19 protein-coding genes are annotated in these 22,567 nt (G+C 40.9%); 12 read left to right on the top strand and 7 right to left on the bottom strand.

The genetic code is table 11. From position 1 onward, the window contains the following. The 3 genes from ACFQ1G_RS00985 to ACFQ1G_RS00975 all read left to right on the top strand — a co-directional run. The coding region (locus ACFQ1G_RS00985) for a gliding motility-associated C-terminal domain-containing protein (protein ID WP_380736368.1) at positions 1 to 3,597 on the top strand (3,597 nt) is incomplete at its 5' end. 10 nt (positions 3,598 to 3,607) lie between these two features. Next, the gene (locus ACFQ1G_RS00980) at positions 3,608 to 4,513 is read left to right on the top strand and encodes a PorP/SprF family type IX secretion system membrane protein (protein WP_380736367.1); all 906 of its coding nucleotides are present in this window, start codon (positions 3,608 to 3,610) and stop codon (positions 4,511 to 4,513) included. A gap of 13 nt (positions 4,514 to 4,526) precedes the next feature. Further along, positions 4,527 to 6,407 carry an OmpA family protein gene (locus ACFQ1G_RS00975; RefSeq protein ID WP_380736366.1) on the top strand — a complete coding sequence of 627 codons (1,881 nt, stop codon included), beginning with the start codon at positions 4,527 to 4,529 and terminating at the stop codon, positions 6,405 to 6,407. Between the two features lie 89 nt (positions 6,408 to 6,496). Here ACFQ1G_RS00975 and ACFQ1G_RS00970 read toward each other — a convergent pair whose 3' ends face one another. The 5 genes from ACFQ1G_RS00970 to pyrR all read right to left on the bottom strand — a co-directional run bounded on the left by ACFQ1G_RS00970 (position 6,497) and on the right by pyrR (position 9,942). Next, a complete protein-coding gene (locus ACFQ1G_RS00970; protein ID WP_380736365.1) occupies positions 6,497 to 6,994 on the bottom strand; it encodes a CAP domain-containing protein in 498 nt (165 codons plus the stop codon). A 193-nt stretch (positions 6,995 to 7,187) separates the two neighbouring features. Further along, the gene (locus ACFQ1G_RS00965) at positions 7,188 to 8,096 is read right to left on the bottom strand and encodes a ribonuclease Z (RefSeq protein ID WP_380736364.1); all 909 of its coding nucleotides are present in this window, start codon (positions 8,094 to 8,096) and stop codon (positions 7,188 to 7,190) included. Positions 8,097 to 8,136: 40 nt separating this feature from the next. Beyond that, positions 8,137 to 8,469: a ribonuclease Z gene (locus ACFQ1G_RS00960; protein WP_380736363.1), complete on the bottom strand. Its 333-nt coding sequence runs from the start codon at positions 8,467 to 8,469 to the stop codon at positions 8,137 to 8,139. Then, a complete protein-coding gene (locus tag ACFQ1G_RS00955; protein WP_380736362.1) occupies positions 8,466 to 9,398 on the bottom strand; it encodes an aspartate carbamoyltransferase catalytic subunit in 933 nt (310 codons plus the stop codon). Before ACFQ1G_RS00955 ends, ACFQ1G_RS00960 begins: the two co-directional genes overlap by 4 nt. A 4-nt stretch (positions 9,399 to 9,402) precedes the next feature. After that, the gene (gene pyrR, locus ACFQ1G_RS00950; protein WP_380736361.1) at positions 9,403 to 9,942 is read right to left on the bottom strand and encodes a bifunctional pyr operon transcriptional regulator/uracil phosphoribosyltransferase PyrR; all 540 of its coding nucleotides are present in this window, start codon (positions 9,940 to 9,942) and stop codon (positions 9,403 to 9,405) included. Positions 9,943 to 10,160: 218 nt separating this feature from the next. Between pyrR and ACFQ1G_RS00945 the strand changes: the two genes are divergently transcribed. The 3 genes from ACFQ1G_RS00945 (at position 10,161) to ACFQ1G_RS00935 (ending at position 14,033) form a co-directional block, all read left to right on the top strand. Continuing rightward, positions 10,161 to 12,053: a DUF389 domain-containing protein gene (locus ACFQ1G_RS00945; RefSeq protein ID WP_380736360.1), complete on the top strand. Its 1,893-nt coding sequence runs from the start codon at positions 10,161 to 10,163 to the stop codon at positions 12,051 to 12,053. Between the two features lie 99 nt (positions 12,054 to 12,152). Further along, positions 12,153 to 13,406 carry a hypothetical protein gene (locus ACFQ1G_RS00940; RefSeq protein ID WP_380736359.1) on the top strand — a complete coding sequence of 418 codons (1,254 nt, stop codon included), beginning with the start codon at positions 12,153 to 12,155 and terminating at the stop codon, positions 13,404 to 13,406. Positions 13,407 to 13,499: 93 nt separating this feature from the next. Beyond that, positions 13,500 to 14,033: a hypothetical protein gene (locus ACFQ1G_RS00935; protein ID WP_380736358.1), complete on the top strand. Its 534-nt coding sequence runs from the start codon at positions 13,500 to 13,502 to the stop codon at positions 14,031 to 14,033. Positions 14,034 to 14,038: 5 nt separating this feature from the next. Here ACFQ1G_RS00935 and ACFQ1G_RS00930 read toward each other — a convergent pair whose 3' ends face one another. Then, a complete protein-coding gene (locus ACFQ1G_RS00930; RefSeq protein ID WP_380736357.1) occupies positions 14,039 to 14,788 on the bottom strand; it encodes a sterol desaturase family protein in 750 nt (249 codons plus the stop codon). 194 nt (positions 14,789 to 14,982) lie between these two features. Here ACFQ1G_RS00930 and ACFQ1G_RS00925 point away from each other — a divergent pair, with 194 nt between their 5' ends. From ACFQ1G_RS00925 to ACFQ1G_RS00900, 6 genes are all read left to right on the top strand, one after another. Continuing rightward, positions 14,983 to 15,351 (top strand): methylglyoxal synthase, encoded by a 369-nt coding sequence (locus tag ACFQ1G_RS00925; RefSeq protein WP_380736356.1) that lies wholly within the window; start codon positions 14,983 to 14,985, stop codon positions 15,349 to 15,351. 33 nt (positions 15,352 to 15,384) lie between these two features. Then, entirely contained in the window at positions 15,385 to 16,845 is a 1,461-nt protein-coding gene (locus ACFQ1G_RS00920; protein ID WP_380736355.1) for an SDR family oxidoreductase, read from the top strand. 45 nt (positions 16,846 to 16,890) lie between these two features. Then, a complete protein-coding gene (locus ACFQ1G_RS00915) occupies positions 16,891 to 17,346 on the top strand; it encodes a carboxymuconolactone decarboxylase family protein (RefSeq protein WP_380736354.1) in 456 nt (151 codons plus the stop codon). A 144-nt stretch (positions 17,347 to 17,490) separates the two neighbouring features. After that, entirely contained in the window at positions 17,491 to 19,704 is a 2,214-nt protein-coding gene (locus ACFQ1G_RS00910) for a hypothetical protein (protein ID WP_380736352.1), read from the top strand. A 96-nt stretch (positions 19,705 to 19,800) separates the two neighbouring features. Beyond that, positions 19,801 to 20,049 carry a YgaP family membrane protein gene (locus ACFQ1G_RS00905; RefSeq protein ID WP_380736351.1) on the top strand — a complete coding sequence of 83 codons (249 nt, stop codon included), beginning with the start codon at positions 19,801 to 19,803 and terminating at the stop codon, positions 20,047 to 20,049. A gap of 150 nt (positions 20,050 to 20,199) precedes the next feature. After that, positions 20,200 to 22,077: a S9 family peptidase gene (locus ACFQ1G_RS00900; RefSeq protein WP_380736350.1), complete on the top strand. Its 1,878-nt coding sequence runs from the start codon at positions 20,200 to 20,202 to the stop codon at positions 22,075 to 22,077. Positions 22,078 to 22,142: 65 nt separating this feature from the next. Here the strand turns inward: ACFQ1G_RS00900 and ACFQ1G_RS00895 are convergent, their stop codons facing one another. Then, positions 22,143 to 22,559: a nuclear transport factor 2 family protein gene (locus tag ACFQ1G_RS00895; RefSeq protein WP_380736349.1), complete on the bottom strand. Its 417-nt coding sequence runs from the start codon at positions 22,557 to 22,559 to the stop codon at positions 22,143 to 22,145. Positions 22,560 to 22,567 lie beyond the last annotated feature (8 nt).

The raw sequence follows: 22,567 nt of genomic DNA, 5'->3' as shown, positions 1-22,567 counted from the left end.
ACTGTTGAGCAAAACATTACACCGGCAGTGGCTGCAATAACCGGAAATGAGATCCTTACCTGTGATGTCACTTCTGTAACCCTCGATGCTTCAACTTCAACTGCTTATGGCAACTTCACCTATCTGTGGAGTAACGGATCTACAGATCCTTCCATCACGGTAAGCGAACCAAACACTTATTCTGTAACCATTACGGGAGAAAACGGTTGTGAGGATACCTCTTCTGCAACTGTTGAACAAAATATTACACCGGCAGTGGCGGCAATAACCGGAAATGAGATACTGACATGTGATGTCACCTCTGTAACCCTCGACGCATCAACTTCAACTGCTGATGGCAACTTCACCTATCTGTGGAGTAACGGATCTACAGATCCTTCCATCACGGTAAGCGAACCAAACACTTATTCTGTAACCATTACGGGAGAAAACGGTTGTGAGGATACCACTTCTGCAACTGTTGAACAAAATATTACACCGGCAGTGGCTGCAATAACCGGAAATGAAATCCTTACCTGCGATGTGACTTCTGTAACCCTGGACGCTTCGTCTTCAACAGCAGACGGAAACTTCACTTACCTTTGGAGTAACGGATCTACCGATGCTTCTATCACAGTAACCGACCCAAATACATACTCAGTAACAATTACCGGGGAAAACGGTTGTCAGAATACTACTTCAGTATCAGTAGTTGAGAATTCTAAAACATCACAAGCAGTTATTACAGGAAATGAAACACTTACCTGTACCACAACTTCTGTGACTTTAGATGCCAGTACTTCTACTGCTGATGGGAATTTCACTTACCTGTGGAGTAACGGATCTACCGAGGCTTCTATCATTGTAAGTGAACCAGATACTTATTCTGTAACCATTTCTGGAGAAAACGGTTGTAAAGACACTGCATCTGTTACCGTTGAACAAAATATCGATCCTGCAAATGCAGTAATAACCGGGAATGAAAGCCTTACTTGTGAGGTCACATCAGTAACCTTGGATGCTTCAAGTTCTACTGCGGATGGAAACTTTACTTACCTGTGGAGTACCGGATCAACGGATGCTTTCATCACTGTAAGCGAACCAGCCACTTATTCTGTAACCATTACAGGAGAGAATGGTTGCGCGAGTGAAGCAAGTGTAACTTTGGAAGCATTCCAAGATAACCCCGATACCCCGACAGTTTTAGGAACCGCGGTGCAGCCAACCTGTACCACTCCTACCGGCTCATTTGAAATTAATCCAGTAGAAGGATTGACTTACAGCATCAATGGAGGAGAGTTCTCACCAACAACAACATTTGTAGATCTTTCACCTGATTCCTACTCCGTTGTAGCTAAAAACGAGTACGGATGTACTTCAGATCCCTTAACTGTTACAGTAATTGAACAGCCTGAAACACCAAATGCTCCAGTACTACTAGCCCCAATTCACCCCTCTTGTGGTGAAGAATTTGGCGCAATTGCCATCTGCTGTGATACAGGCATGGAATATAGTTTAGATGGTATCAACTGGCAGAATGAACCTTTTTTCCTGAACCTTAAACCAGGTGATTACCAAGTAGTAGCTAAAAACGAAGATGGCTGTGTCTCTGAACCCACTGCATTTACCATAGAACCAGCACCGGAAGTTCCAGGTGCACCAGAATTAAGAGAGCCTGCAACTCAGCCAACTTGTGAGGTAGCTACCGGATCTTTTAGCATTACAGCAGTTGAAGGACTGGAATATAGTATCAACGGAACTGATTTCAACACTACCGGGGAATTTCTGGATCTAAATCCTGAGAATTATGAAGTGGTAGCCAGAAATACTGATGGTTGTATCTCTGCATCGACATCAGTAACAATAGTAGCTCAACCAAACACTCCTGAAGTTCCATCTGTGACTGCTACTCAACCAACTTGTACAGTTGCTACTGGATCAATAAATGTGAATGTTGTGGCAGGACTTGAATATAGTATCAACGGAACAGACTGGTTTACAAATGTCACTTTTAACGACTTAGAAGCTGATACTACTTATCAGGTTTTTGCGAGAAATGCCGACGGATGCCTGTCTGCTCCTACTTCTGTGACGATAAACGAACAACCAGCCACACCGGCAGCACCTGCTGTAGCATCTACCGTTCAACCGACATGTTCAGAATCAACCGGAACGTTTTCAGTAAATGAAATGGCCGGTCTGGAATATAGTATTGACGGAACGAACTGGTTCACTAATGGAACTTTTACAGATCTAACTGCAAATACGGTTTATGAAGTATACGCCAGAAACGCTGATGGTTGTGTATCTGAACCTACTGAAGTTTCCATAAATGCACAGCCACAAACTCCGGCTGCACCTGAAGTAGCCTCTACCACTCAACCTGATTGTACAGATGCTTCGGGCTCATTTACGTTAACTGCAATCGAGGGATTAGAATACAGTATCAACAACATTGACTGGAACACAGACGGAATCTTCGACAACCTTGAAGAGAATACCCTTTATACAGTGCTGGCGAGAAATGCAAATGGATGTACTTCTGAAGCGACACAGGTTCAGATCGATGCTCAACCGGAAACTCCGGCAGCACCTTCTGTTTCCTCAACCACTCAACCTACCTGTACAGATCCTAACGGAGCCTTTACAGTAACAGTAGTTGAAGGACTGGAATACAGTATAGACGGAACAAACTGGAACACAGACGGAATATTCACCCAGCTGGATGCCGACTCAAACTATGAGGTAGTTGCAAGAAACGCTGACGGATGTGTATCTGAAGCTATTAGTGTGACAATTAATGCCTCTCCTGAAACACCAGCTGCTCCTGAGATTGAGGATTTCATGGATGCAACCTGTGAAGAACCAACCGGAATGGTGGTATTCCCATTGCTTGAAGGAATAGTTTACTCTATGACTGATGCTGATGGAAACACTGTCTCAGATGATAATAATGATGCGATCTATAATGATCTGCAACCAGGAGCGTATTCGGTAACAGCAGAAAACGCCGACGGGTGTATCTCAGAACCCACTCCAGTCACCATAAGCTCTCCTCAACTGGAAGAAATCACACCCAGTTCAGGTAATGTATGTATAGAAGAAACTTCCTATAATTTAATTCCATTACTGGGAAATAATGATACCTCCGGAACCTGGGAAGACCCGGAAAATACAGGCGCTCTTGAAGGCTCTGTTATAAACCCTTCCCTGCTGGAAGTCGGTTCATATACTTTCGATTATGTACTTACTTTAGGGGAATGTACTTCTACCACCTCTGTGACCGTGAACATAAATGACGATTGTGTGGTTCTTGCCTGCGAACTGGAGGATGTTAAAAGCAGCATTTCAAAAGTTGTAACACCTAACGGAGACCAAATTAATGATCGTTTTGAAATTGGACTTGACCTGGATTGCGGATTTATCTACAACGTGAAGATCTTCAACCGCTGGGGTAGTTTAGTTTACGAAGCTAATGACTATCAAGATAATTGGGATGGGAGATCCAGATCTTCTGTGACCGGTGACCAGTTACCTGCCGGAACCTATTATTACCTAGTAGAGGTAATAGGTTTAGGCGAACTTGTACAAGGCTACATTTATTTAGGAACAAAATAAAATGATAAACATGAAAAGAATCTACCCAATCATAATCATCCTGCTTATTGGTGTTAGTACTCAAGCGCAACAATTGCCCCAGTTTACGCAGTACATGTATAACACGATAGCGATCAACCCGGCCTATGCCGGGAACAGGGATGCTTTAACAGTTGTGGGGCTTCACAGAAGTCAGTGGACCGGTGTAGACGGAGGACCTGAGACCCAGACCTTTTCTATTCACTCCCCGCTTAGAAATGAACAAGTGGGACTCGGACTTTCGGTCATTAATGACAAATTAGGATACGAGAATCACACCCTTGTTTATGGAGACTTCTCTTATACGATCAACGTAGCAGATTCCACCACTCTCTCTTTCGGTTTAAAAGGAGGAATGAGTTATTACAATCTTGATGAGAATCTATTAGGCGAGGTCAATGATCCTTATTTAGAGGGCGACACCTTCAATAGATGGACACCAAATATTGGTGCAGGTTTGTACCTGTCAGCCCAGAAATGGTATATGGGACTTTCTGCTCCCCGTTTACTGAACAATGACAATAACGAAAAAAGTGAATTTGTCGCTCTTGAGCAGGTACATTACTACCTTACCGGAGGTTATGTTTTTGATCTGAGCGAAGACTGGAAACTTAGACCTACCGCCCTGGCTAAGTTAACGAAAGGAGCACCTTTATCTGTTGACGTGTCTGCAGCAGCGATCTATGACGAGACCATCTATCTGGGAGCGACCTATAGGATTGATGACGCAGTAGGTGCTTTCGTAGATTTCCAGATCCTGAAAAATTTCAGAGTAGGCTATGCTTATGAATATACCCTTTCTGATCTGGAGCAATACAGTAATGGATCCCATGAGATCCTGTTGATCTATGAGCTGAGGCTGAACAATACCAAATATAAATCCCCAAGATTCTTCTAAAAACCCAGGAATTATGAACAAAAAATACGCTCTACTTCTGTTGGCCATACTTTCAGCTTTTACCATGACAGCCCAGTCAGGTAAACAGAAGAAAGCCGACAGGCTATATGACGATTTTGCTTATGTAAAGGCAATAGAGGTCTATAAAGACCTTGTGGAAAAGGATTATAACACTACCTATAATCAACAAAGGATCGCGGATAGTTATTACAAACTAAGGGATCCTGATAATGCGGTGCAATATTACCGTCATGTGGTCGAACAACCTGATATTTCTCCGGAGGTTTACTACCGTTATGCTCAAATGTTGAGAGGAATGCGGGAATATGATGAATCCAGAGTATGGCTTAAAAAATACCAGGAAGAAGGAAAGAATCCGCAACAGGTGGAAGAACTTCTTGAGCCTGATGGAATAATCACCTATGAAGGACTGGAAAGTTTCAGGGTGCGCCCGGCTGCGATAAATTCACAGTTCAGTGACTTTGGAACTTTTGAGAATAACGGAACTATCTACTTCGTTTCAGCCAGGGGTGATGCAAATACCAAAACCAAGATCTATGACTGGACCGGCGAACCATTTTTGGATGTGTATACAACCAGCACAGGTGGCAGTTCAGTAAGTCCGGTTAAAGGTGACATCAATACGGTTAGACATGAAGGACCGCTTACCATTTCTTCAGATGGAAAGACCATGTACTTTACACGAAACAATTATCTGGATAATCGTAACGGAAAAAAAGACAAAGAAGGTGTGAACCATCTTAAGATCTATAAAGCGACTAAGGATGGTGATGAATGGGAAGACATTGAAGAAATGCCATTCACAAATGACCGGTATTCTGTAGGTCATCCCAGCCTTTCAAAAGATGGAAAAACCCTTTATTTCGCTTCGGACGCTCCCGGAGGACAAGGAGGATCAGATATCTATAAGGTAAGTATCGAAGACGGTACTTACAGTGAACCTGAAAATTTAGGCCCACTTGTAAATACTCCTGGAAATGAGGTTTTCCCGTTCATTTCAGAAGAAGGCAACCTATACTTTTCTTCAGATGGACATAAGGGTTATGGTTTATTGGATGTTTTTGTGATCACCAAAGATTCACCAAAAAAGGTTCAAAATCTGGGCCAGCCTGTAAACAGTAGTCTAGATGATTTCGCGTTCACTCAAACTTCAGGAGATAACACCAAAGGATATATCTCCTCTAACAGAGAAGGAGGCCAGGGAAATGACGATATCTACGAATTAAATATCCTTGCTCCACTTGTACTAAAAGGAAAGGTTACCGATTCTATCAACGGAAAACCAATTGAAAATGCTACGGTTCGTCTAATGGACGAAAATGATAATCAAATCGCCTTTTTGGAAACCGACGAGGAAGGAAATTATGAAACGGAAGTAGCTCGTGACAAGGTTTATCCTATTGAGGCTAAACATATCAAGTATAATACAAAAACCGATGAGCTAAATACATCAGATTCTGATGATAAAACTGAGATCGTTTATGACATAGAGCTTGCTCCTGTTAGAGATGTGGAGTACCTGGCCGAGATCAATAAGATCTATTTTGACTTCGATAAGTCAAATATCAGACCTGATGCCGCAAAAGAACTGGATAAACTTGTTGACCTTATGACCAATGAATATCCCGAGCTTGTAATTGAAATTGGATCTCATACAGATAAACGAGGATCTATTGAATACAACCGTAAACTGGCTGAAAGACGTGCGCAAAGTACTTATGATTACCTTGTGAAGCATGGAATAAATCCTGAGCGTATTGTTAAATATCAGGGATATGGAGAAGAAAAACCTGATGTTGATTGTATAAGATGTAATGAGCAAGAACACCAGTTAAACAGAAGATCTGTTTTCAAAGTGGTGAAAATGGAATAATAAACTTCATCTAACCAACCGAAAAAGGGAGGCTCAATTGAGCCTCCCTTTTTTATTTTATGATAAATTATAAGTTTTATCTCAAACCATTATTTTCTTACAAAGATATTCGTAAAATATAGTCTGCTGTCCTTTCCTTCTTTAACAGAAATACCAAAATGAGTATGGTCTCCCAACATATTCTCACGGTGCCCATCGCTTGCAATCCAGGCCTTTACAACAGCTTCAGCAGAACTATATCCAAAAGCCACATTTTCACTGACTGCCTTGGCCTTTTCGGCGTTAACAAGAGCGGTATATCTATAAGCAAAGTCATCATGACATACCTCTTCACTTTCTATCATATGATCATTATGATAAGCTGCCTGTCTCGAACCTTCATCCAGGGATGCCAGTTGTGGCAGGCCGTTTTGATCACGGTAATCATTTACTCGGTCTAAAATTTCCAGTTCGATGGAAGTATAATGAACCGGAGAAACTTTGGTGGTCAGGTTAGCTGTTTCCAGTTCATCAACACTCTCCTTGGAGCAGGATGTTAATGTTAAAACCGAAAAAGCAAAAAACCATACATAAGATAAGTACTTCATAATCAAAGTGTCAATTACTAGATTTGGGAAAATAAAAGTAGTAATTAATTTCGATTAACAAACATTTTTATCGACGAACGACATCCATTATACTAATTTTAACAAAAAAATAAGAATTTTCTGACCTTTTTCGTACAAAAACGCCTTATTGAGGGATGATAATTTTATCGATAAACTACAGAATTTTAACGATTTAAGACAAATCTATCACAATTCCATCATTGGATAAAGTGACATTAGGAAAGATCTCTTCGGCCTCTTCTTTGAACAGGTCAATTGAATCGTATCGGGTAGAATAATGCCCCAGGATTAGTTTGGAAACTCCTGCAGCTCTGGCAATTGCAGCGGCTTCCCGGGCGGTAGAATGTTTAGTAGGTGCAGCGAGATAAGCATGTTGCTCCAGAAAGGTAGACTCATGGTACAAAGCCGTCACCTTGTGAATTTGTGGTACAATCGCAGGAAAGTAAGCAGTGTCACTGCAGTATGCATAGCTTTTAGTAGGATCTGGTGGAGAGGTTAGCTTTTCATTGGGAATGATCGTACCATCATCCAAAACGGCATCCTTCCCTTTCTTTATTCCTCTGTAATAGGCCACATCAATTTCATATTTTTCGACCTCTTCCATTAGTAATTTAAGGTCTCCCGGTTTTTCCCGAAATAAAAATCCGTTCGTATAAATGCGATGATTAAGAGGAATGGTCTCAACGGTAACTTTTTTGGTCTCCAGAATGACTTCAGGCTCAGACGAGTTAAGTTCATGGAAATATAAAGGATAACTCGTCCAGCTTTTGGATAGCTTCAGTTGAAGGGTGATGATCTCTTTAATACCCTTGGGACCGTAAATATGTAGTTCTGCTTCCCTTTTAAGAAGCATAAAAGTGGAAATCAGTCCGATCAATCCATAAAAATGATCTCCGTGTAAATGGGAAATAAAAACATGCTTGATCCTACCGAACTTCACCTTGTTTCGGCGTAGCTCCACCTGCGTCCCTTCCCCACAGTCTATAAGGAAGAATTCGTTATTGATCTCCAGGACCTGAGAGGTAGGATTAGTAAATGTTCTTGGCGTAGCAGCATAGCAGCCAAGGATGGTAAGTTTCATTTCAGCAATATTTCCGCAGTACGATCAGGATATAAAATTATTAAAATCCAAGTTCTCTTTCAATATCTTCCATTTGAATAACATCTTCTGCCTCCTGTAAAGTAGGCACTACCAAAATTTCTTCAGGCACATGGTCAATATTGATCGTGTCATTTACAAGTACGAATGATCTCTTATTGTTTCGATGCTCATTTGACAACTCTAAAAACGCTAATAATTCCTCAAGGCTCAAACTTCCGTATTTCAAAATATCCACCACAACATTATCATTTTTAAAGCTCGAGTGGGAGTTTTGCAGGTAAGACGCAAAACCTTTTACATCATCTTTATCGTCTCTTAATATCTTGTACGAGTCTTTCTCGATTACTGTCATAACTGTTTGATTTTTGACGCCAGCAAGTAGATTACGGCCATTCGTATCGCTACTCCATTTTGTACCTGATCAAGTATGATTGCCTGGTCAGAATCGGCCACGTCACTGGTGATTTCCACTCCCCTGTTAATTGGCCCTGGGTGCATGATCACGATCTCTTTATCAAGGGAGTCTAAAAGGGCTTTATTAACCCCGAATAATTGCACATATTCTCGCGTGCTTGGGAAATAACTAATATCCATGCGTTCATTTTGAACCCGTAGCATATTAGCCACATCGCACCATTCCAGGGCCTTTCTTAGATTCGGTTCTACTTCTACTCCCAGAGAACCAATATATTTCGGGATCAAGGTTTGCGGTCCGCATACTTTTACCTGAGCGCCCTGTAATTTTAATGCGAAAATATTTGATAGAGCTACCCTGCTGTGCAGAATATCTCCCACGATCACAACCTTTTTACCTTCTACCCCACCTAGTTTTTCCCTAATGGAATAAGAATCAAGTAAAGCCTGAGTTGGGTGCTCATGAGCTCCGTCCCCGGCATTGATGATACTTGCATTCACATGTTTGGAAAGGAAGATTCCCGCTCCCGGATTTGGATGGCGCATGACCACCATATCCACCTTCATGGAAAGGATATTGTTCACGGTATCTATGAGCGTCTCCCCTTTTTTAACCGATGACGATGCCGCAGAAAAATTAACCACATCTGCGCTCAGTCGTTTTTCAGCGAGTTCAAAGGAAAGTCGGGTTCGGGTACTGTTTTCAAAAAAGAGGTTTGCGATGGTAACATCTCTTAAAGAAGGTACCTTTTTGATCGGCCGATTGATCACTTCCTTAAAATGATCGGCGGTTTGAAAAATGAGTTCTACATCCTCCGGTTTGAGGTACTTGATTCCCAGTAAATGATCAACACTTAACTCACTCATAGTATTATTTACTTATAAGGTATACAGCGTCCTCCCCATCCTTTTCCTGCCAGTTTACCTTCACTTTTTCTTCATTAATGGCATCTACCTGTCTTCCGTTATAATCGGGTTGTATAGGCAGGTGTCGGCTAAACCTTCTGTCAATGAGGGTTAGCAATTCAATTTCTTTAGGCCTTCCGAAGGATTGTACCGCGGTAAGGGCAGATCTAATACTTCTACCTGTATACAGCACATCATCTACAAAGATCACCCGCTTATCCTCTACCACAAAATCGATGTGTGTCTTGTTGGCTTCAAGGGGTTTGTCGCTTCTGCGGAAGTCATCCCGGTAAAAAGTGATGTCAAGATGGCCCAGCTTAATTCCGCTAATTCCGTATTCTTCTTTTAAGATCTTCACGATCCTATCTGCCAGAAAAATACCTCTGGGCTGAATACCGATGATTACTGAATTTTCAAAAGAAGTGTGATTTTCAACTAATTGACAAGCCAAACGATGTAAAATGATGTTCATCTCTTTGGAAGCAAGCAGCACTTTTTGGCTCATAGTTCTGTACAATAGGAGAAGTTAGTGAAACAAAAGTAAGATTTTTTTCGGGAGATAGATGAAAGGATTTTTCCTTTTTCAAAAATGAAAATCTTATCCGGTTTTATTTCCTGAATTCAGAACTACTCGTAAAAGTTAATTACAGCCTACTTAAATAAAGTTTAAAGCCCTTACGACGCCTTTATAAATTCCGTACCTTTCTATAAAACTAAGGTTTTATGCTTCACATCCTGCACAGGCCTGAAGACCTGAAAACGGTTAATGAAAACATCGTTCCCCTACTTGAAGGCCGCCAGATCGAACAGGTGAATTTCCCTGCTCCCGATGAATTCTCGGTCAAAGAAGATGACGTACTCCTGCTTTACCTTTCAGATAAAGATCTTCGATCTTTTCTGGTTTTCGCTGCAGAAAAAGCTCTTCCAATTGGCATTTTACCACATCCCGAGAACAAATACACCTCAAAAGGCCTGGGGATTTCAGGAGAAATGAAAGATGTTGTAAAAAGCATTTTGGAAACTGATAAAGCCCAGGAACTAGATATGCTATGTTGCAATGGCATACCGGTTTTTCAATCTCTGAATATAGGCAGCATTTTTCTTCTCAAAAAGCAAGAGCATCGTAATAATTTTCTTTCTGAGATCTATAATATCTTTAAAAATATTCGCAAGGTCTCTTCCTTTAGCCAAAAACCATTCCTGCTGTGTGAAGGCGAAGAAAAGATAATCCACACCTCGGCCGTTGGCATTATCGTGGTGGAACATGCCATGAGTTCACTGTTATCAAAACGTGTGGTTGAAGACAGTAGTGTCAATGACGGTACTTTTTATGTACTCATAATTTCCCCGCAAAACTTATTATCACTTTTTATTTTCCTGCTGAGAAGTCTTTGGCCAATAAAAAAGCCCATTACCAAACTCCCTTCTTTTATTGGCAGCATCAAGGCTTCGAACCTCACCATAGAGAGTACCAATGAATTTGAATATGTTGCAGATGGAGAACATTTTCAAAGCAAAAATATAAACCTGGAAGCCAGGAATAAAGTTCTGCTCCTCCATCAGGAAAGCGTTTATAGTGGTACTGATGAAGAAGGAGAAAATGGGGGCAGCAATGGTGGCACTGGAAAGAAGAGCCTAAAAATAGAAGGTCTCCCCACAGGAGAAAAAAGAGACGAATTAATAAAAAGAAAATTACCCATCCTTCCCCGGGCCACGACAGAAGAATTTCAAGAATTGTTCAAAGTATTGAGAGAGAATGCCCGGCTCACATCAGCTTATATGGTGATGATGATATTATCCACCCTTATCGCCTCCTTCGGATTGTTTGCGGATTCATCCCCTGTGATCATTGGCGCCATGATCCTTGCCCCTATTATTTCACCCATCGTCTCCTTTTCTATGGGAATGGTGAGGTATGATATTTCAATGCTTAAAACAGGATTTAAGACCATTCTCATCGGCACTTTGGTTTCTCTCATCTTTGCCGGGGGTGTAAGTTTGATAATTCCCCTGGAATTAATTACTTCTGAAATTGAAGCCCGCCTATCTCCTACTTTACTCGATATGGGAATAGCCGTCGCTTCAGGTATCGCAGCTGCTTATGCTCATGCCAAAGAAGGCATCGCGAAAAGCCTAGCAGGGGTTGCTATCGCGGTTGCCCTGGTACCGCCATTGACTGTCGCCGGAATTGGAATTGGCTGGTGGGACTGGCAGGTTTTCTCAGGAGCATTCTTATTATACCTCACCAACCTGGCCGGGATCATACTTTTTGCTGGTTTAACGTTCTTACTGCTGGGATTTGCACCTTTCAGAAGAGCAAAAATGGGGCTCGTTTATACTTTTATCATCGTGTTGTTAGTTGCAGTCCCCCTTTCTCTTTCTTTCAACCGAATCATGAAAGAAGCTAAAGTAACAAGCACCCTGGAAGGCACTCAAATAGAACAGGTTGTATTGAGAGATGTAAAAATAAGGTTTGGACCTCAGATGGTGGTGAGTGTCAAACTGGTTGGAACTGAAAGTTTGGACCCGCAGAGCATACAAATAATTAAAGAAAAAATTGAAGAAAAAATCGGAGAACCCGTTATCCTGGAAGTGGTCTCAGCAATTGAATTTTAATATGGTTCATCCTCCTAAAGCTGTTAAATGAATGATAATTCAATACAGCCTTATGGAATTGCCCATTTCACTTCTTATTTTTATGTAAATGACCCTTGAATGAAAAAATTTTTAACCTTCCTCCTCTTACTTTTTATTCTTTTTCTTGTTCTTACCTATTGGTCAGTTTCGGTTGGCGCTGAAGAGATCAAAATTTCAGAGGTGATTGATCCGCCCAACTTTGATCTTAAGTCACGTGATTCAGTAAAGGTCATTACCAGTAATCTTTATGAGGCGAATGGGCTAAAGCGTTTCATGCAGGGCCAAAATTACCGCAATGCCTGGTCTGCTCCTGTAAGCGCCCCGGTTTTTAACATTGACAGCATGGAAATCCTGGAAGAGGGAGGAGGTAAACAAACTCATTCCCTCGACCTCAAATCACCCACGGGAGTGGTTTACAGCCTTAGAAGTGTCAATAAAGACCCTACTCCTCTCATTCCAAAGATCGCAAAAACCTTAAGCCTTGAAAATATAGTGGTAGACGGTATTTCTGCTCAGCATCCTTATGGAGCATTGGTGGCAGCATCGCTTTCAGAAGAAGCCGGAGTTTTACATACCCATCCAAAAATGGTATACCTACCAGAACAACCAAAGCTCGGAAAATTCAATTCTAAATATGGAAACCGAATGTACCTCCTGGAATATGAAACTAAAGGTGATGTGAACTGGACGACCCTGCCCAATGTGATTGAGATTATGGATACCGATAATTTACAGGAGTTGAAATTAGAACACAAACAGAATGTAACTATTGATAAAAGAGCCTTTGTGAGAGCCAGGTTGTTGGATATTCTTATTGGTGATTGGGATCGTCATTCCAAACAATGGGGCTGGGTGGTTCAGGATAATGGAGAAAAATTCCTGGCAACCCCGCTTGCAGGGGATCGTGACAATGCCTTTTTCAGGATCGACGGGGTTATCCCAACCATTCTTACCAATAAATTGGTGCAACCGCTGGTAAGACCTTTTGAAGAAGATGTTGATCATATACCCGGGTATGTCTATCCTGTAGATGTGTATTTTTTAAGAACGGCTCCCGAGGTTTTATTTAAAGAGGAAGCGCAGGCATTGCAAAAGACTTTGACCGATCAAAAATTAGAAGAGGCATTTTTGGTATGGCCAAAGGAACTCAATGACCTCAATAAAGATGAAATTCTTTCTAAACTGAAAAAAAGGAGAGATGAACTGGTAACATATGCCTTAGAATTTAAAAAAGAGATCGACAAAAAAGATCTTTTGAATGAACCTTTAAAAGGCTCTGAAGATCTTAATTTACCCAAAGAACTTCTACAGTGTTTCGATTGTAACGACTAGGTTTCGATTCAGTTTTTTCAGGTCGTAAAAAGTTTAAAAACATAACTTCTCATTCAGGTTTAAGCCTTAAATTTAAGTATCAAATAAGGCAACATGAAAAAACTGGTAATAAGTATCATTAGCCTCCTCGGAATGGTCGCATGTACCACCGTCCGATTTGAAAGTCCTCAACCTGCCGACTCCATTTCGCTGGAAGAATTCCCTGAGGAATTGCAGGGATCTTTCATTACTGACGAAAATGACACCTTAGAGGTTTCTCCATTTGAGTTCTATTTTAGAAACGGGGAGGAAATATTTATTTCAGGAAACCTGATGACTTCCGAAGAAGTGGCACTAAGAAAGTTTAAGAACATGTATGTTTTGAACCTTAAAGATGAAGGAGCCTGGGATGCCTTTCCGGTAAAAGTTCGAAGAAATAAATTAATTATCTACTACGAAAAAGCTAATGGGGATATAAAGGAACTTATAGAGGACCTCAGCCTGACTACCCAGGTTAAGGAAATTCCCGATACAGATGAGCATTTTGGATATTATTTAGTGAATCCTTCCGCAGAAGAATTTGAAAAACTCTGGAACAAAAAGCTCTTTTCAGACAAGCTAATCTTTTACCGAGAGTCAAAAAAGTAATTCCCCTACTCCATCTTTTTACTTTCGGTACCCATTATTTTATCCCAAAAAGTGAAATAAAGGCCGTAATTGGTAAGGTATTCTTTATGATGAAGGTGATGGTGAGTCGCTCCAATAAATAACCTTCCGAAGAGACTTTTTTGAAAAGCTTTGGGATACACTTCAATGTTAAGGTGGTTGATCACACTGCTTAAGGTCATGAGCAGCAGATAAAAACCCAACACAAAAATATTGACAGGAACAATAACAAGAACCAACGGGAGTATTAAAGCTTCGAATAAACTCTCCCATGGATGAAAAGAAAAAGCAGTCCAAGGGGTTGGCGTATGGCTGTCGTGATGAACTTTATGCACAGTTCTAAATACCGACGGGTGATGCATCCACCTGTGAACCCAGTAATAATAGGTTTCGTGAAGTAAAGAAATGATCATCAGGCTTATGGGAAGATACCACCAACCATAAGCATCAGCTTCCATATAAATTTTTGTCAGATCTTTTTCCCATAACCAATATGTCGCGGCCCCTATCAGGGCAAAAACAGCAGATGATTTTACACTCCAGATGATCTCATTTTTGAGCTGGTCTTTTTTAAGGGGGCGTTTACTAAGCTTCCGGTCCCGGAAATTTTCAGCCTTTAAGACATAATAGTAATAATAAAAGGCACCTGCAGCTACCACATAACGAAAGAGTATGGCTACAAAAAATATAACAACATAGACAGCAAAAATTGCCGGGGTTTCTGCCTGCAAATTCATAACAAATCCTTCTTTTTTTGAATTTACGGTTATTCGATCAATCAAAAAATTTGCTTAAAAAGAAATTAACGTTCTGCACCACCTGTTTCATAACAATTTTATAACCTTAGATACCACCGTCAACCAAATACTTTCAGCAGAAAAAATGATACCTTTAATCCAGTAAAAAACTGAATTAATTTGTATTTTATTATATGAAGAAAACTATTGCCCTTATCGCACATAACAGTCGTAAAACAGATCTACTGAACTGGGCGAAGGTTCACCGTTCACGATTGATTAAACATAACCTTATAGGTACCACCAACACTTCTAAACTACTAAATGATATGTTGGAGATAGATGTGGAAGGCTTTGGCCATGGCCCCAGTGGCGGTGACATTCTCCTTGCAGCAAGGATCCTGCAGGGGGAAGTTCACAAGGTGATCTTTTTTATTGATGCTGAAACGCCGCATGGGCATGAACATGATATTCAAACCCTTATAAGAACGGCGGTGATAAATAATATACCAATCGCTTTGAATCGCGCCTCTGCAGATCTGATCATTCTGGAGGAAGATTAAACCCGGTCGAACAGCGACCTAAAAAATATGACTATGAAAATTCTTTTAACCGGCGCGACCGGATATATTGGAAAAAGATTGCTTCCGGTTTTGCTGGAAAATGGTCATGAGTTGGTGTGCTGTGTTCGTGACGTAAACCGTTTTCCTTCTGAAGGAGTATTTACCGATCCAAAAATTAGTCTTTTTGAAGTAGATTTTCTCAAAGAGGTGCCTTCTTCCGAAGCAATAAAAGATATAGATGCGGCCTATTACCTGATCCATTCCATGAGTTCAGGAAAAGACAACTTTGAAGACCTGGAAGAACAATCTGCGCGAAACTTTATCAAACTGGTAAAGCCCACGGCCATTAAACAGGTCATTTACCTCACGGGAATTACCAATCAGGAACAATTATCAAAACACCTGGCTTCCCGTAAGAACGTGGAAGATGTATTGGGAAAAAGCGGTATTCCAATGACGGCCATAAAAGCCGGAATAATTGTAGGATCAGGGAGCGCTTCTTTTGAGATCATTAGAGACCTGGCTGAAAAATTACCGGTAATGATCACCCCAAAATGGGTCAATACCAAGAGCCAGCCTATCGCGATTCGGAATATCCTGGAATACCTTTCTGGAGTACTGCTTAAAAAAGAGACTTTTGACAGGGCTTTTGACGTGGGCGGACCCGATGTTTTAACTTACAAGGAGATGCTGTTACAATTTGCCGAAGTACGGGGACTTAAAAGGTATATTTTCACAGTCCCGGTGATGACCCCGAGGCTTTCCTCCTATTGGCTGTATTTTGTCACTTCTACTTCCTACAAACTGGCGGTAAATCTGGTAGACAGCATGAAGGTCGAGGTCATTGCAAAAGACAGGGAACTTGAGAAACTGCTGGGTGTAAAACCTATTTCCTATAAAAAAGCGGTCGAATTGGCCTTTCAAAAAATAGAACAGAACAACGTGATCTCAAGCTGGAAAGATTCCCTTGCTTCCAGTTACCAGGACAATTCGCTTCTTGACCATATTAATGTACCTACTGACGGTTGTTTTTCAGATAAGCGTGAAAAGGTCATTGAAGGGGACCCCGATACTGTGTTACAGAATATCTGGGCTATTGGAGGGAAAAAAGGATGGTATTACGGAGACTGGATGTGGAAAGTGAGAGGGATCTTAGATAAAATGGCCGGCGGGGTCGGACTTAGGCGAGGCCGTACTCATCCACATAACATATATACCGGCGACACCTTAGATTTTTGGAGAGTCCTGGCTGCCGATAAAAAAAATAAGCGATTATTGCTCTATGCCGAAATGAAACTTCCCGGTGAAGCCTGGCTGGAATTTCGAATCTGCGAGAAGAACGGAAAGAATTATCTGCAGCAAACCGCAACTTTCAGACCTGTGGGGCTTTGGGGAAGAATTTACTGGTATCTTGTACTCCCCTTCCATTTCTTTGTTTTTGAAGGAATGGCCGCTAATTTGTTAGAAGCTTCACCCTCCCAAAAACAGCTGTAAATAATTCTTCGGAAACAATTACATTCGCGCATTAATTCTAATTTAATGAGCGTAAGTATCGAACTTTCCGGGATCGGAAATTCTCCTTTTGAAAAATTGCTGGGACACAATCCCGAAATCCTGAATTCCTGGAACGAATTGGAAATAACTTTATTTACCAATTCAGGATTGGATGCCGATCTTCTGGAACAGGTGCGTCGCACCCTGGCCTTCGGAAATGGTTGTGAATACTGTATGGTTAAAGGCGGTAAACCTGATTTTGACCCTAAGAATGAAAGATTAACCCTGGCTACGGGATTTGCAGAACTATTTGCTGCCGATCACAAAAGTATTCAGAAGGCTCATTTCGACCTGCTGAGAGAAGTTTTCAGTACAGTTGAAATTTCTGCTCTTTGTGCCTTTATTTCCTTTATCACGGCTTCTCAACGTTTTGGAAAGATCATGAACCTGACGGAAGACCTGCAGGCAAATAAAGTGATATCCCTTATAGACGTGAGGTAGTTATACACAATTGACTACATAAACAGGATTTAAACCCGGATACGAAAATTTCCGGGTTTCATATTTACCAACTCTAGTTAATTGCAAATCAGTCTTTTATTAATTACATTAGATAGGACCTAACCTGTTATCCTTTAAAAATTGATGGAATTTTTAAAAGAGCTGAGAAGGCGTAATGTCTACAAAGTAGCTACAGTTTACGCCATTACCGCCTGGTTATTAGCGCAAATAATCAACCTGGCGGCAGATGCCTTTGGAGCCCCGGAATGGGTAATGCAAATGGTGATCATCTTGTTGATTGGCGGCTTTCCCATAGCGCTAATTTTAGCATGGGCTTTTGAATTGACCCCCGAAGGACTCAGAAGAACCACTCATGTGAAAACTCAATCGGTTAGCAAATCGCCTTCCAGAAGAAAATTCAACTATTGGATCATTGGGTTACTTGCGGTAGCACTAATATTTATCGTATTTGAACGTGTTTTCTTTGCCGAATCAACCCTGTGGGAAAATGATCCAGGATCCCAACAAGCTTCTATAGCCGTTCTACCTTTTGCCGATTTTAGCCCGAAAGGAGATCAGGAATATTTTGCCGATGGTATTTCCGATGAAATTCTTAACTCCCTTGCAAATGTCGAAGGACTGCATGTTGCAGGTCGTACTTCCTCCTTTCAGTTTAAAAATGAAAACCGGGACCTTAAAGAAATTGGAGCCAAATTAGGCGTAGATCATATTCTGGAGGGAAGTGTACGAAAGGCAGGAAACCAACTAAGGATCACCGCACAATTAATAAAAATAGAAGATGGTTTTCACATATGGTCCAAAACTTATGACAGTGAATATTCAGCTGAAAATATTTTTGATATCCAGGATGAAATTTCGAAAGAGGTTTTAGAGGAATTAAGGATAAGATTATTGCCTGGTCAGCAAGAAAGTGCTACCATCGTCCGTCCCACTGATAATATTGAGGCTTACAACCTCTATCTCAAAGGCTTATCTAAAGCCTCCACACTAAATCCATCAGATCTCGAAATGGCCCAAAATTATTTCAAAGAAGCCATAGAACTTGATCCTGATTTCGCTCTGGCCTATGCCAAAAAAGCTGAATCTCTAATTTTTCAATTCATTTTTGGCAATTCCGAATTTGAAAAAACAATAAATGAATCGAGAGAGGATATCGATGTGGCTCTTCTTTTAAAGGACGATCTTGCAGAAGCCTACGTTGCGCTTGGAATGAACTATATGATAAGAGACCAGCGTAAAACATCTTTACTGGCTTTTAAAAAAGCAAAGAAATTAAAACCGGGAGATGCTGAAGTAAGTGCCAGTTACGGCGTTGGTCTTTGGGTAAACCAACAACGTGAGAAAGCCCAGAAAGAACTGGAATATGCATATGAACTTGATCCATTATCCCCGCGTGTCAATCTGTATCTTGGTGAGATCTACCAGATGAACGGTTCTTTTAAAAAAGCAGAAAAACACCTACTGAGGGCAATAGATATACGGCCCGAATATCTGGTAGCATACGAATCTCTGACGAACCTTTATGGCGCCATGATGGGACAGCATGACAAAGCTATTATTACTATGCACAAGGCCTACAACAGAGTTGAAAAAAAGAACAAGGCAGTTAATTTAATATTCTATCCGGCAGTGGACCTCGGACTTTTAAACTTTGCAGAGGAGGCCCTGACTATTTTAAAAACAGAATTCCCTAACAACCTCACTACTCTCAACACTCAATTATATTGGCTGGGACGTCATGAAAAATATGAGGAAGCTTTTAACTTAATTAAGTTATCTGACTCTGTAGAAGGCCATATTCCCGATAGGTATTACTTAGACCGGATTCAAATTCCTGTCCTGGCCATGGGAAAATACAATTATTACCTGGATGAAGTAAAAAAAAGAGCACCAGAACTCCTCAGAACAGATACACTTCAGTTCAAAGAAAGGTCCTACTCCAATATGCTTGGCGCTATAGTTTCGTTAAGGGAAACCGGGCAGATCAAGAAAGCCAACACGATTCTTCATAACCTGGATGAACATCTTCAAAAACTCCCTGAAAAAGAAACACTTGAATTTAATGGCCGATATTTTGAAGTATACATAATGTGCAAGGGTTTATTGAACGACCGGAAAGCGGTTAAGGAAGCATTCAAAACCCGATTGGAAAATGGAAATATCATAGGACATTATTTTATTTATGGTATCGATAATGACATATTTTTCCGGCTTTCCCAGGAAGAACTTCGACCCTTCAAACTGGCCGAAGAAAAGATCATCAAACAACAGCGCGACAATGTGATCGCCTATTTGAAAAATGAAGGAGAATGGAAGGAAGAATGGAGTATTCAATAGATCAAAACCTTGAAATGCCGGGTATTTTTTCTTAACTTAAAGAATAGCGGGAAAGAGTTTCCGTGATCAAAAGTTGAACTAAAAAATCTCCAACCCATGAAAGAGAATGTAGGTAAAAAAGATCAGTTGATCCGTAGTTTTATAGGCCCGGGACTAATGGTTTTGGGTTATTTCTTTTTGAAAGGACATAAAGGAAATCTGGGTGGTTTGGCATCCATTGTAGCGGGATCGCTGATTACCGAAAGTGCGATCACAAAAGTTTGTCCTGTAAATGAATTTTTCGGAATTGATACCAGGCAAAAAAAGAAAAGTCCCTTTTCTAAGATCAAACATACTTTTATATAAATATTCTTTATTCAATTTAGAGCCTAAGTTCCAAGTGAAATATTCCGACTGGTTAACAAGATATTAGAATAATTGGTATATTTAGTAACACTTGCAGACATCCCCTCCACTTCTGCGTTTCTAAAAGTTTACTAACCAATACCAGTTTCTATGAAAAGAGTACTATATCTAATGCTATTCGTATGCCTTCCGGTTCTTGCACAGCAGGATACCACAGCTGTGGAGGAATACACTATTGAACAATTTTATAAAAACACCCGTATAGGAGGAGGTATCTTTTCCGAAGATGAAGAACGGCTCCTAATGAGCAGTGATGAATCGGGGATTTTCAATGTTTATGAGATCAATATAAAAGACGGTTCCAAAAAACAGATCACGCATTCAAAAGAGGATTCTTTTTTTGCTCAAGGCTATGTTCCCGGTACAGGGGAAATTCTTTATTCGGCCGATAAGGGCGGAAATGAAATAGATCATATCTATCTGCTTCAAAAAAACGGGCCGGCTAAAGATCTCACCCCCGGGGAAAAAGAGAAGACCGGCTTTGCAGGATGGAGTGATGATAAACAATGGATGTATTATATTTCCAATAAAAGAGATCCCCAGTTCTTCGATTTGTACAAAATGAAGCCGGGAGTTTGGAAACCGGAACTTATCTACCAGAATGACGAGGGCTATCAACTGGAAGGACTATCTCACGACGAAAACCTGATGATCCTTGCCCGTCCTATTACCACCAGTGAAAACGAACTATTCATCTATGACCGGGGTAAGGATGAGTTAAAAAATATCTCTAAAGAAAAAGGCAGCTATTCTGCCTCAGGATTCAGTAAAGACGATAAGAAGTTCTATTATATCACAGATGTAGGTGAAGAATATGCCTATTTAGTGGAGTATGACCTGGCTTCAGGAAAAACCTCCACTGTCTATGAAACGAATTGGGATGTGATGTACAGTTATCTCAGTAAAAATGATAAGTATAGAGTGATCGCCATTAACGAGGATGGTACCAATAAGCTCCTAGTGTGGAACAATAAAACCGGGGAACAGATCAACCTTCCGGAAGTTCCTGATGGGGATATCAAAGCCGTCAGTATCTCAGATAGTGAGAATGTCATGCGTCTCACCATTGGTACTTCCAGGACGCCCAACAACCTGTACGTTTATGACTTCAGGACCAATGAGATCAAAAAACTCACCAATACTTTAAACCCCGAAATTGACCGGGAAGACCTGGTTTCTTCGGAAGTGGTGAGATATAAGTCATTTGACGGGCTGGAAATTCCCGCGATCTATTACAAGCCTCACAACGCTTCCGAAGCAAACAAAGTACCTGCTTTAGTTTGGGTGCACGGTGGACCGGGCGGGCAGTCAAGAACCGGTTATTTTGCCCTTATTCAGTACCTGGTTAATCACGGATATGCAGTTCTGGCTGTTAACAACCGTGGCAGCAGCGGATATGGCAAATCATTTTACAAGATGGATGATAAAAAACATGGATCTGAAGATCTTAAAGATGTCATATGGGGAAAAAAATGGCTGGAATCTCAGGATTATATTGATTCAGAAAATATCGGGATCATAGGTGGAAGTTATGGCGGTTACATGACCATGGCTGCAATGACCTTTACTCCTGATGAGTTCGATGCCGGGGTGAATTTATTCGGAGTGACTAACTGGTTGCGTACCCTTAAATCAATACCTCCATACTGGGAAGCATTCAAAAATGCTCTTTATGAGGAAATGGGAGACCCCGTTAAAGATTCCGTTGCCCTATACAATAAATCCCCTCTTTTCCACGCCGACCAGGTCAAAAACCCGGTAATGGTGCTTCAGGGAGCGAATGATCCGAGGGTACTACAAGTAGAATCGGATGAAATTGTAGCCGCTTTAAAAGAAAATGATGTTCCAGTCGAGTATGTGATATTTGAAGATGAAGGTCATGGGTTCATTAAAAAAGAGAATGAAATAAAAGGTTACAAACAGATCCTGGAATTCCTGGATAAATATCTCAAGGATGAGGAAATATAGAATTAATAAAGCCGGATAATTTTTATCCGGCTTTATATTTTTATGCTTTTAATCTCGTGTAAGCCCTATTCAGGTGACATAACCGCAGCAACGGTTTGGAACTTGATCTTTCCGTTTTCAATGATAAAAGTATCGGTTGCAAAAGGCATGTACATTTCACCTGTAGCTTCATCTGTGGCGGTATAGGTCACAAAAACGACCTCTCCTTCTATGACCTCCTTCGAAACATCAAGGCGGGTTTGTGGTGGAAATATTGCGGGAAAGGCGTAATCAAATGTTGCCCGTATCTCCTCCAATCCTTTATGTATTTCACCATCGGGAGTGATCAAAACTGAATTCTCTGAATAGTCCTTCATTATTTCATCCACATCCTGGTCCAGAAAGGCCTGCACGTGGTGGCCATAAACTTCTTCTGTCGTCTTTTCCTGTGCCAAAAGACCAAACTGAACAAAGCAAAAGATTGATATTAGAAATGTTTTCATAGTCTGTT

It is taken from the genome of Salinimicrobium gaetbulicola, assembly GCF_042676025.1.
Classification (GTDB): domain Bacteria; phylum Bacteroidota; class Bacteroidia; order Flavobacteriales; family Flavobacteriaceae; genus Salinimicrobium; species Salinimicrobium gaetbulicola.
This window is presented reverse-complemented; position numbering and strand designations above follow the sequence as displayed.

Excerpts from the sequence above, each read along its gene's own strand:
- ACFQ1G_RS00980 (WP_380736367.1), top strand. The coding sequence starts at position 3,608 with ATGAAAAGAATCTACCCAATCATAATCATCCTGCTTATTGGTGTTAGT.
- ACFQ1G_RS00975 (WP_380736366.1), top strand. The coding sequence starts at position 4,527 with ATGAACAAAAAATACGCTCTACTTCTGTTGGCCATACTTTCAGCTTTT.
- ACFQ1G_RS00970 (WP_380736365.1), bottom strand. The coding sequence starts at position 6,994 with ATGAAGTACTTATCTTATGTATGGTTTTTTGCTTTTTCGGTTTTAACA.
- ACFQ1G_RS00965 (WP_380736364.1), bottom strand. The coding sequence starts at position 8,096 with ATGAAACTTACCATCCTTGGCTGCTATGCTGCTACGCCAAGAACATTT.
- ACFQ1G_RS00960 (WP_380736363.1), bottom strand. The coding sequence starts at position 8,469 with ATGACAGTAATCGAGAAAGACTCGTACAAGATATTAAGAGACGATAAA.
- ACFQ1G_RS00955 (WP_380736362.1), bottom strand. The coding sequence starts at position 9,398 with ATGAGTGAGTTAAGTGTTGATCATTTACTGGGAATCAAGTACCTCAAA.
- pyrR (WP_380736361.1), bottom strand. The coding sequence starts at position 9,942 with ATGAGCCAAAAAGTGCTGCTTGCTTCCAAAGAGATGAACATCATTTTA.
- ACFQ1G_RS00945 (WP_380736360.1), top strand. The coding sequence starts at position 10,161 with ATGCTTCACATCCTGCACAGGCCTGAAGACCTGAAAACGGTTAATGAA.
- ACFQ1G_RS00940 (WP_380736359.1), top strand. The coding sequence starts at position 12,153 with ATGAAAAAATTTTTAACCTTCCTCCTCTTACTTTTTATTCTTTTTCTT.
- ACFQ1G_RS00935 (WP_380736358.1), top strand. The coding sequence starts at position 13,500 with ATGAAAAAACTGGTAATAAGTATCATTAGCCTCCTCGGAATGGTCGCA.
- ACFQ1G_RS00930 (WP_380736357.1), bottom strand. The coding sequence starts at position 14,788 with ATGAATTTGCAGGCAGAAACCCCGGCAATTTTTGCTGTCTATGTTGTT.
- ACFQ1G_RS00925 (WP_380736356.1), top strand. The coding sequence starts at position 14,983 with ATGAAGAAAACTATTGCCCTTATCGCACATAACAGTCGTAAAACAGAT.
- ACFQ1G_RS00920 (WP_380736355.1), top strand. The coding sequence starts at position 15,385 with ATGAAAATTCTTTTAACCGGCGCGACCGGATATATTGGAAAAAGATTG.
- ACFQ1G_RS00915 (WP_380736354.1), top strand. The coding sequence starts at position 16,891 with ATGAGCGTAAGTATCGAACTTTCCGGGATCGGAAATTCTCCTTTTGAA.
- ACFQ1G_RS00910 (WP_380736352.1), top strand. The coding sequence starts at position 17,491 with ATGGAATTTTTAAAAGAGCTGAGAAGGCGTAATGTCTACAAAGTAGCT.
- ACFQ1G_RS00905 (WP_380736351.1), top strand. The coding sequence starts at position 19,801 with ATGAAAGAGAATGTAGGTAAAAAAGATCAGTTGATCCGTAGTTTTATA.
- ACFQ1G_RS00900 (WP_380736350.1), top strand. The coding sequence starts at position 20,200 with ATGAAAAGAGTACTATATCTAATGCTATTCGTATGCCTTCCGGTTCTT.
- ACFQ1G_RS00895 (WP_380736349.1), bottom strand. The coding sequence starts at position 22,559 with ATGAAAACATTTCTAATATCAATCTTTTGCTTTGTTCAGTTTGGTCTT.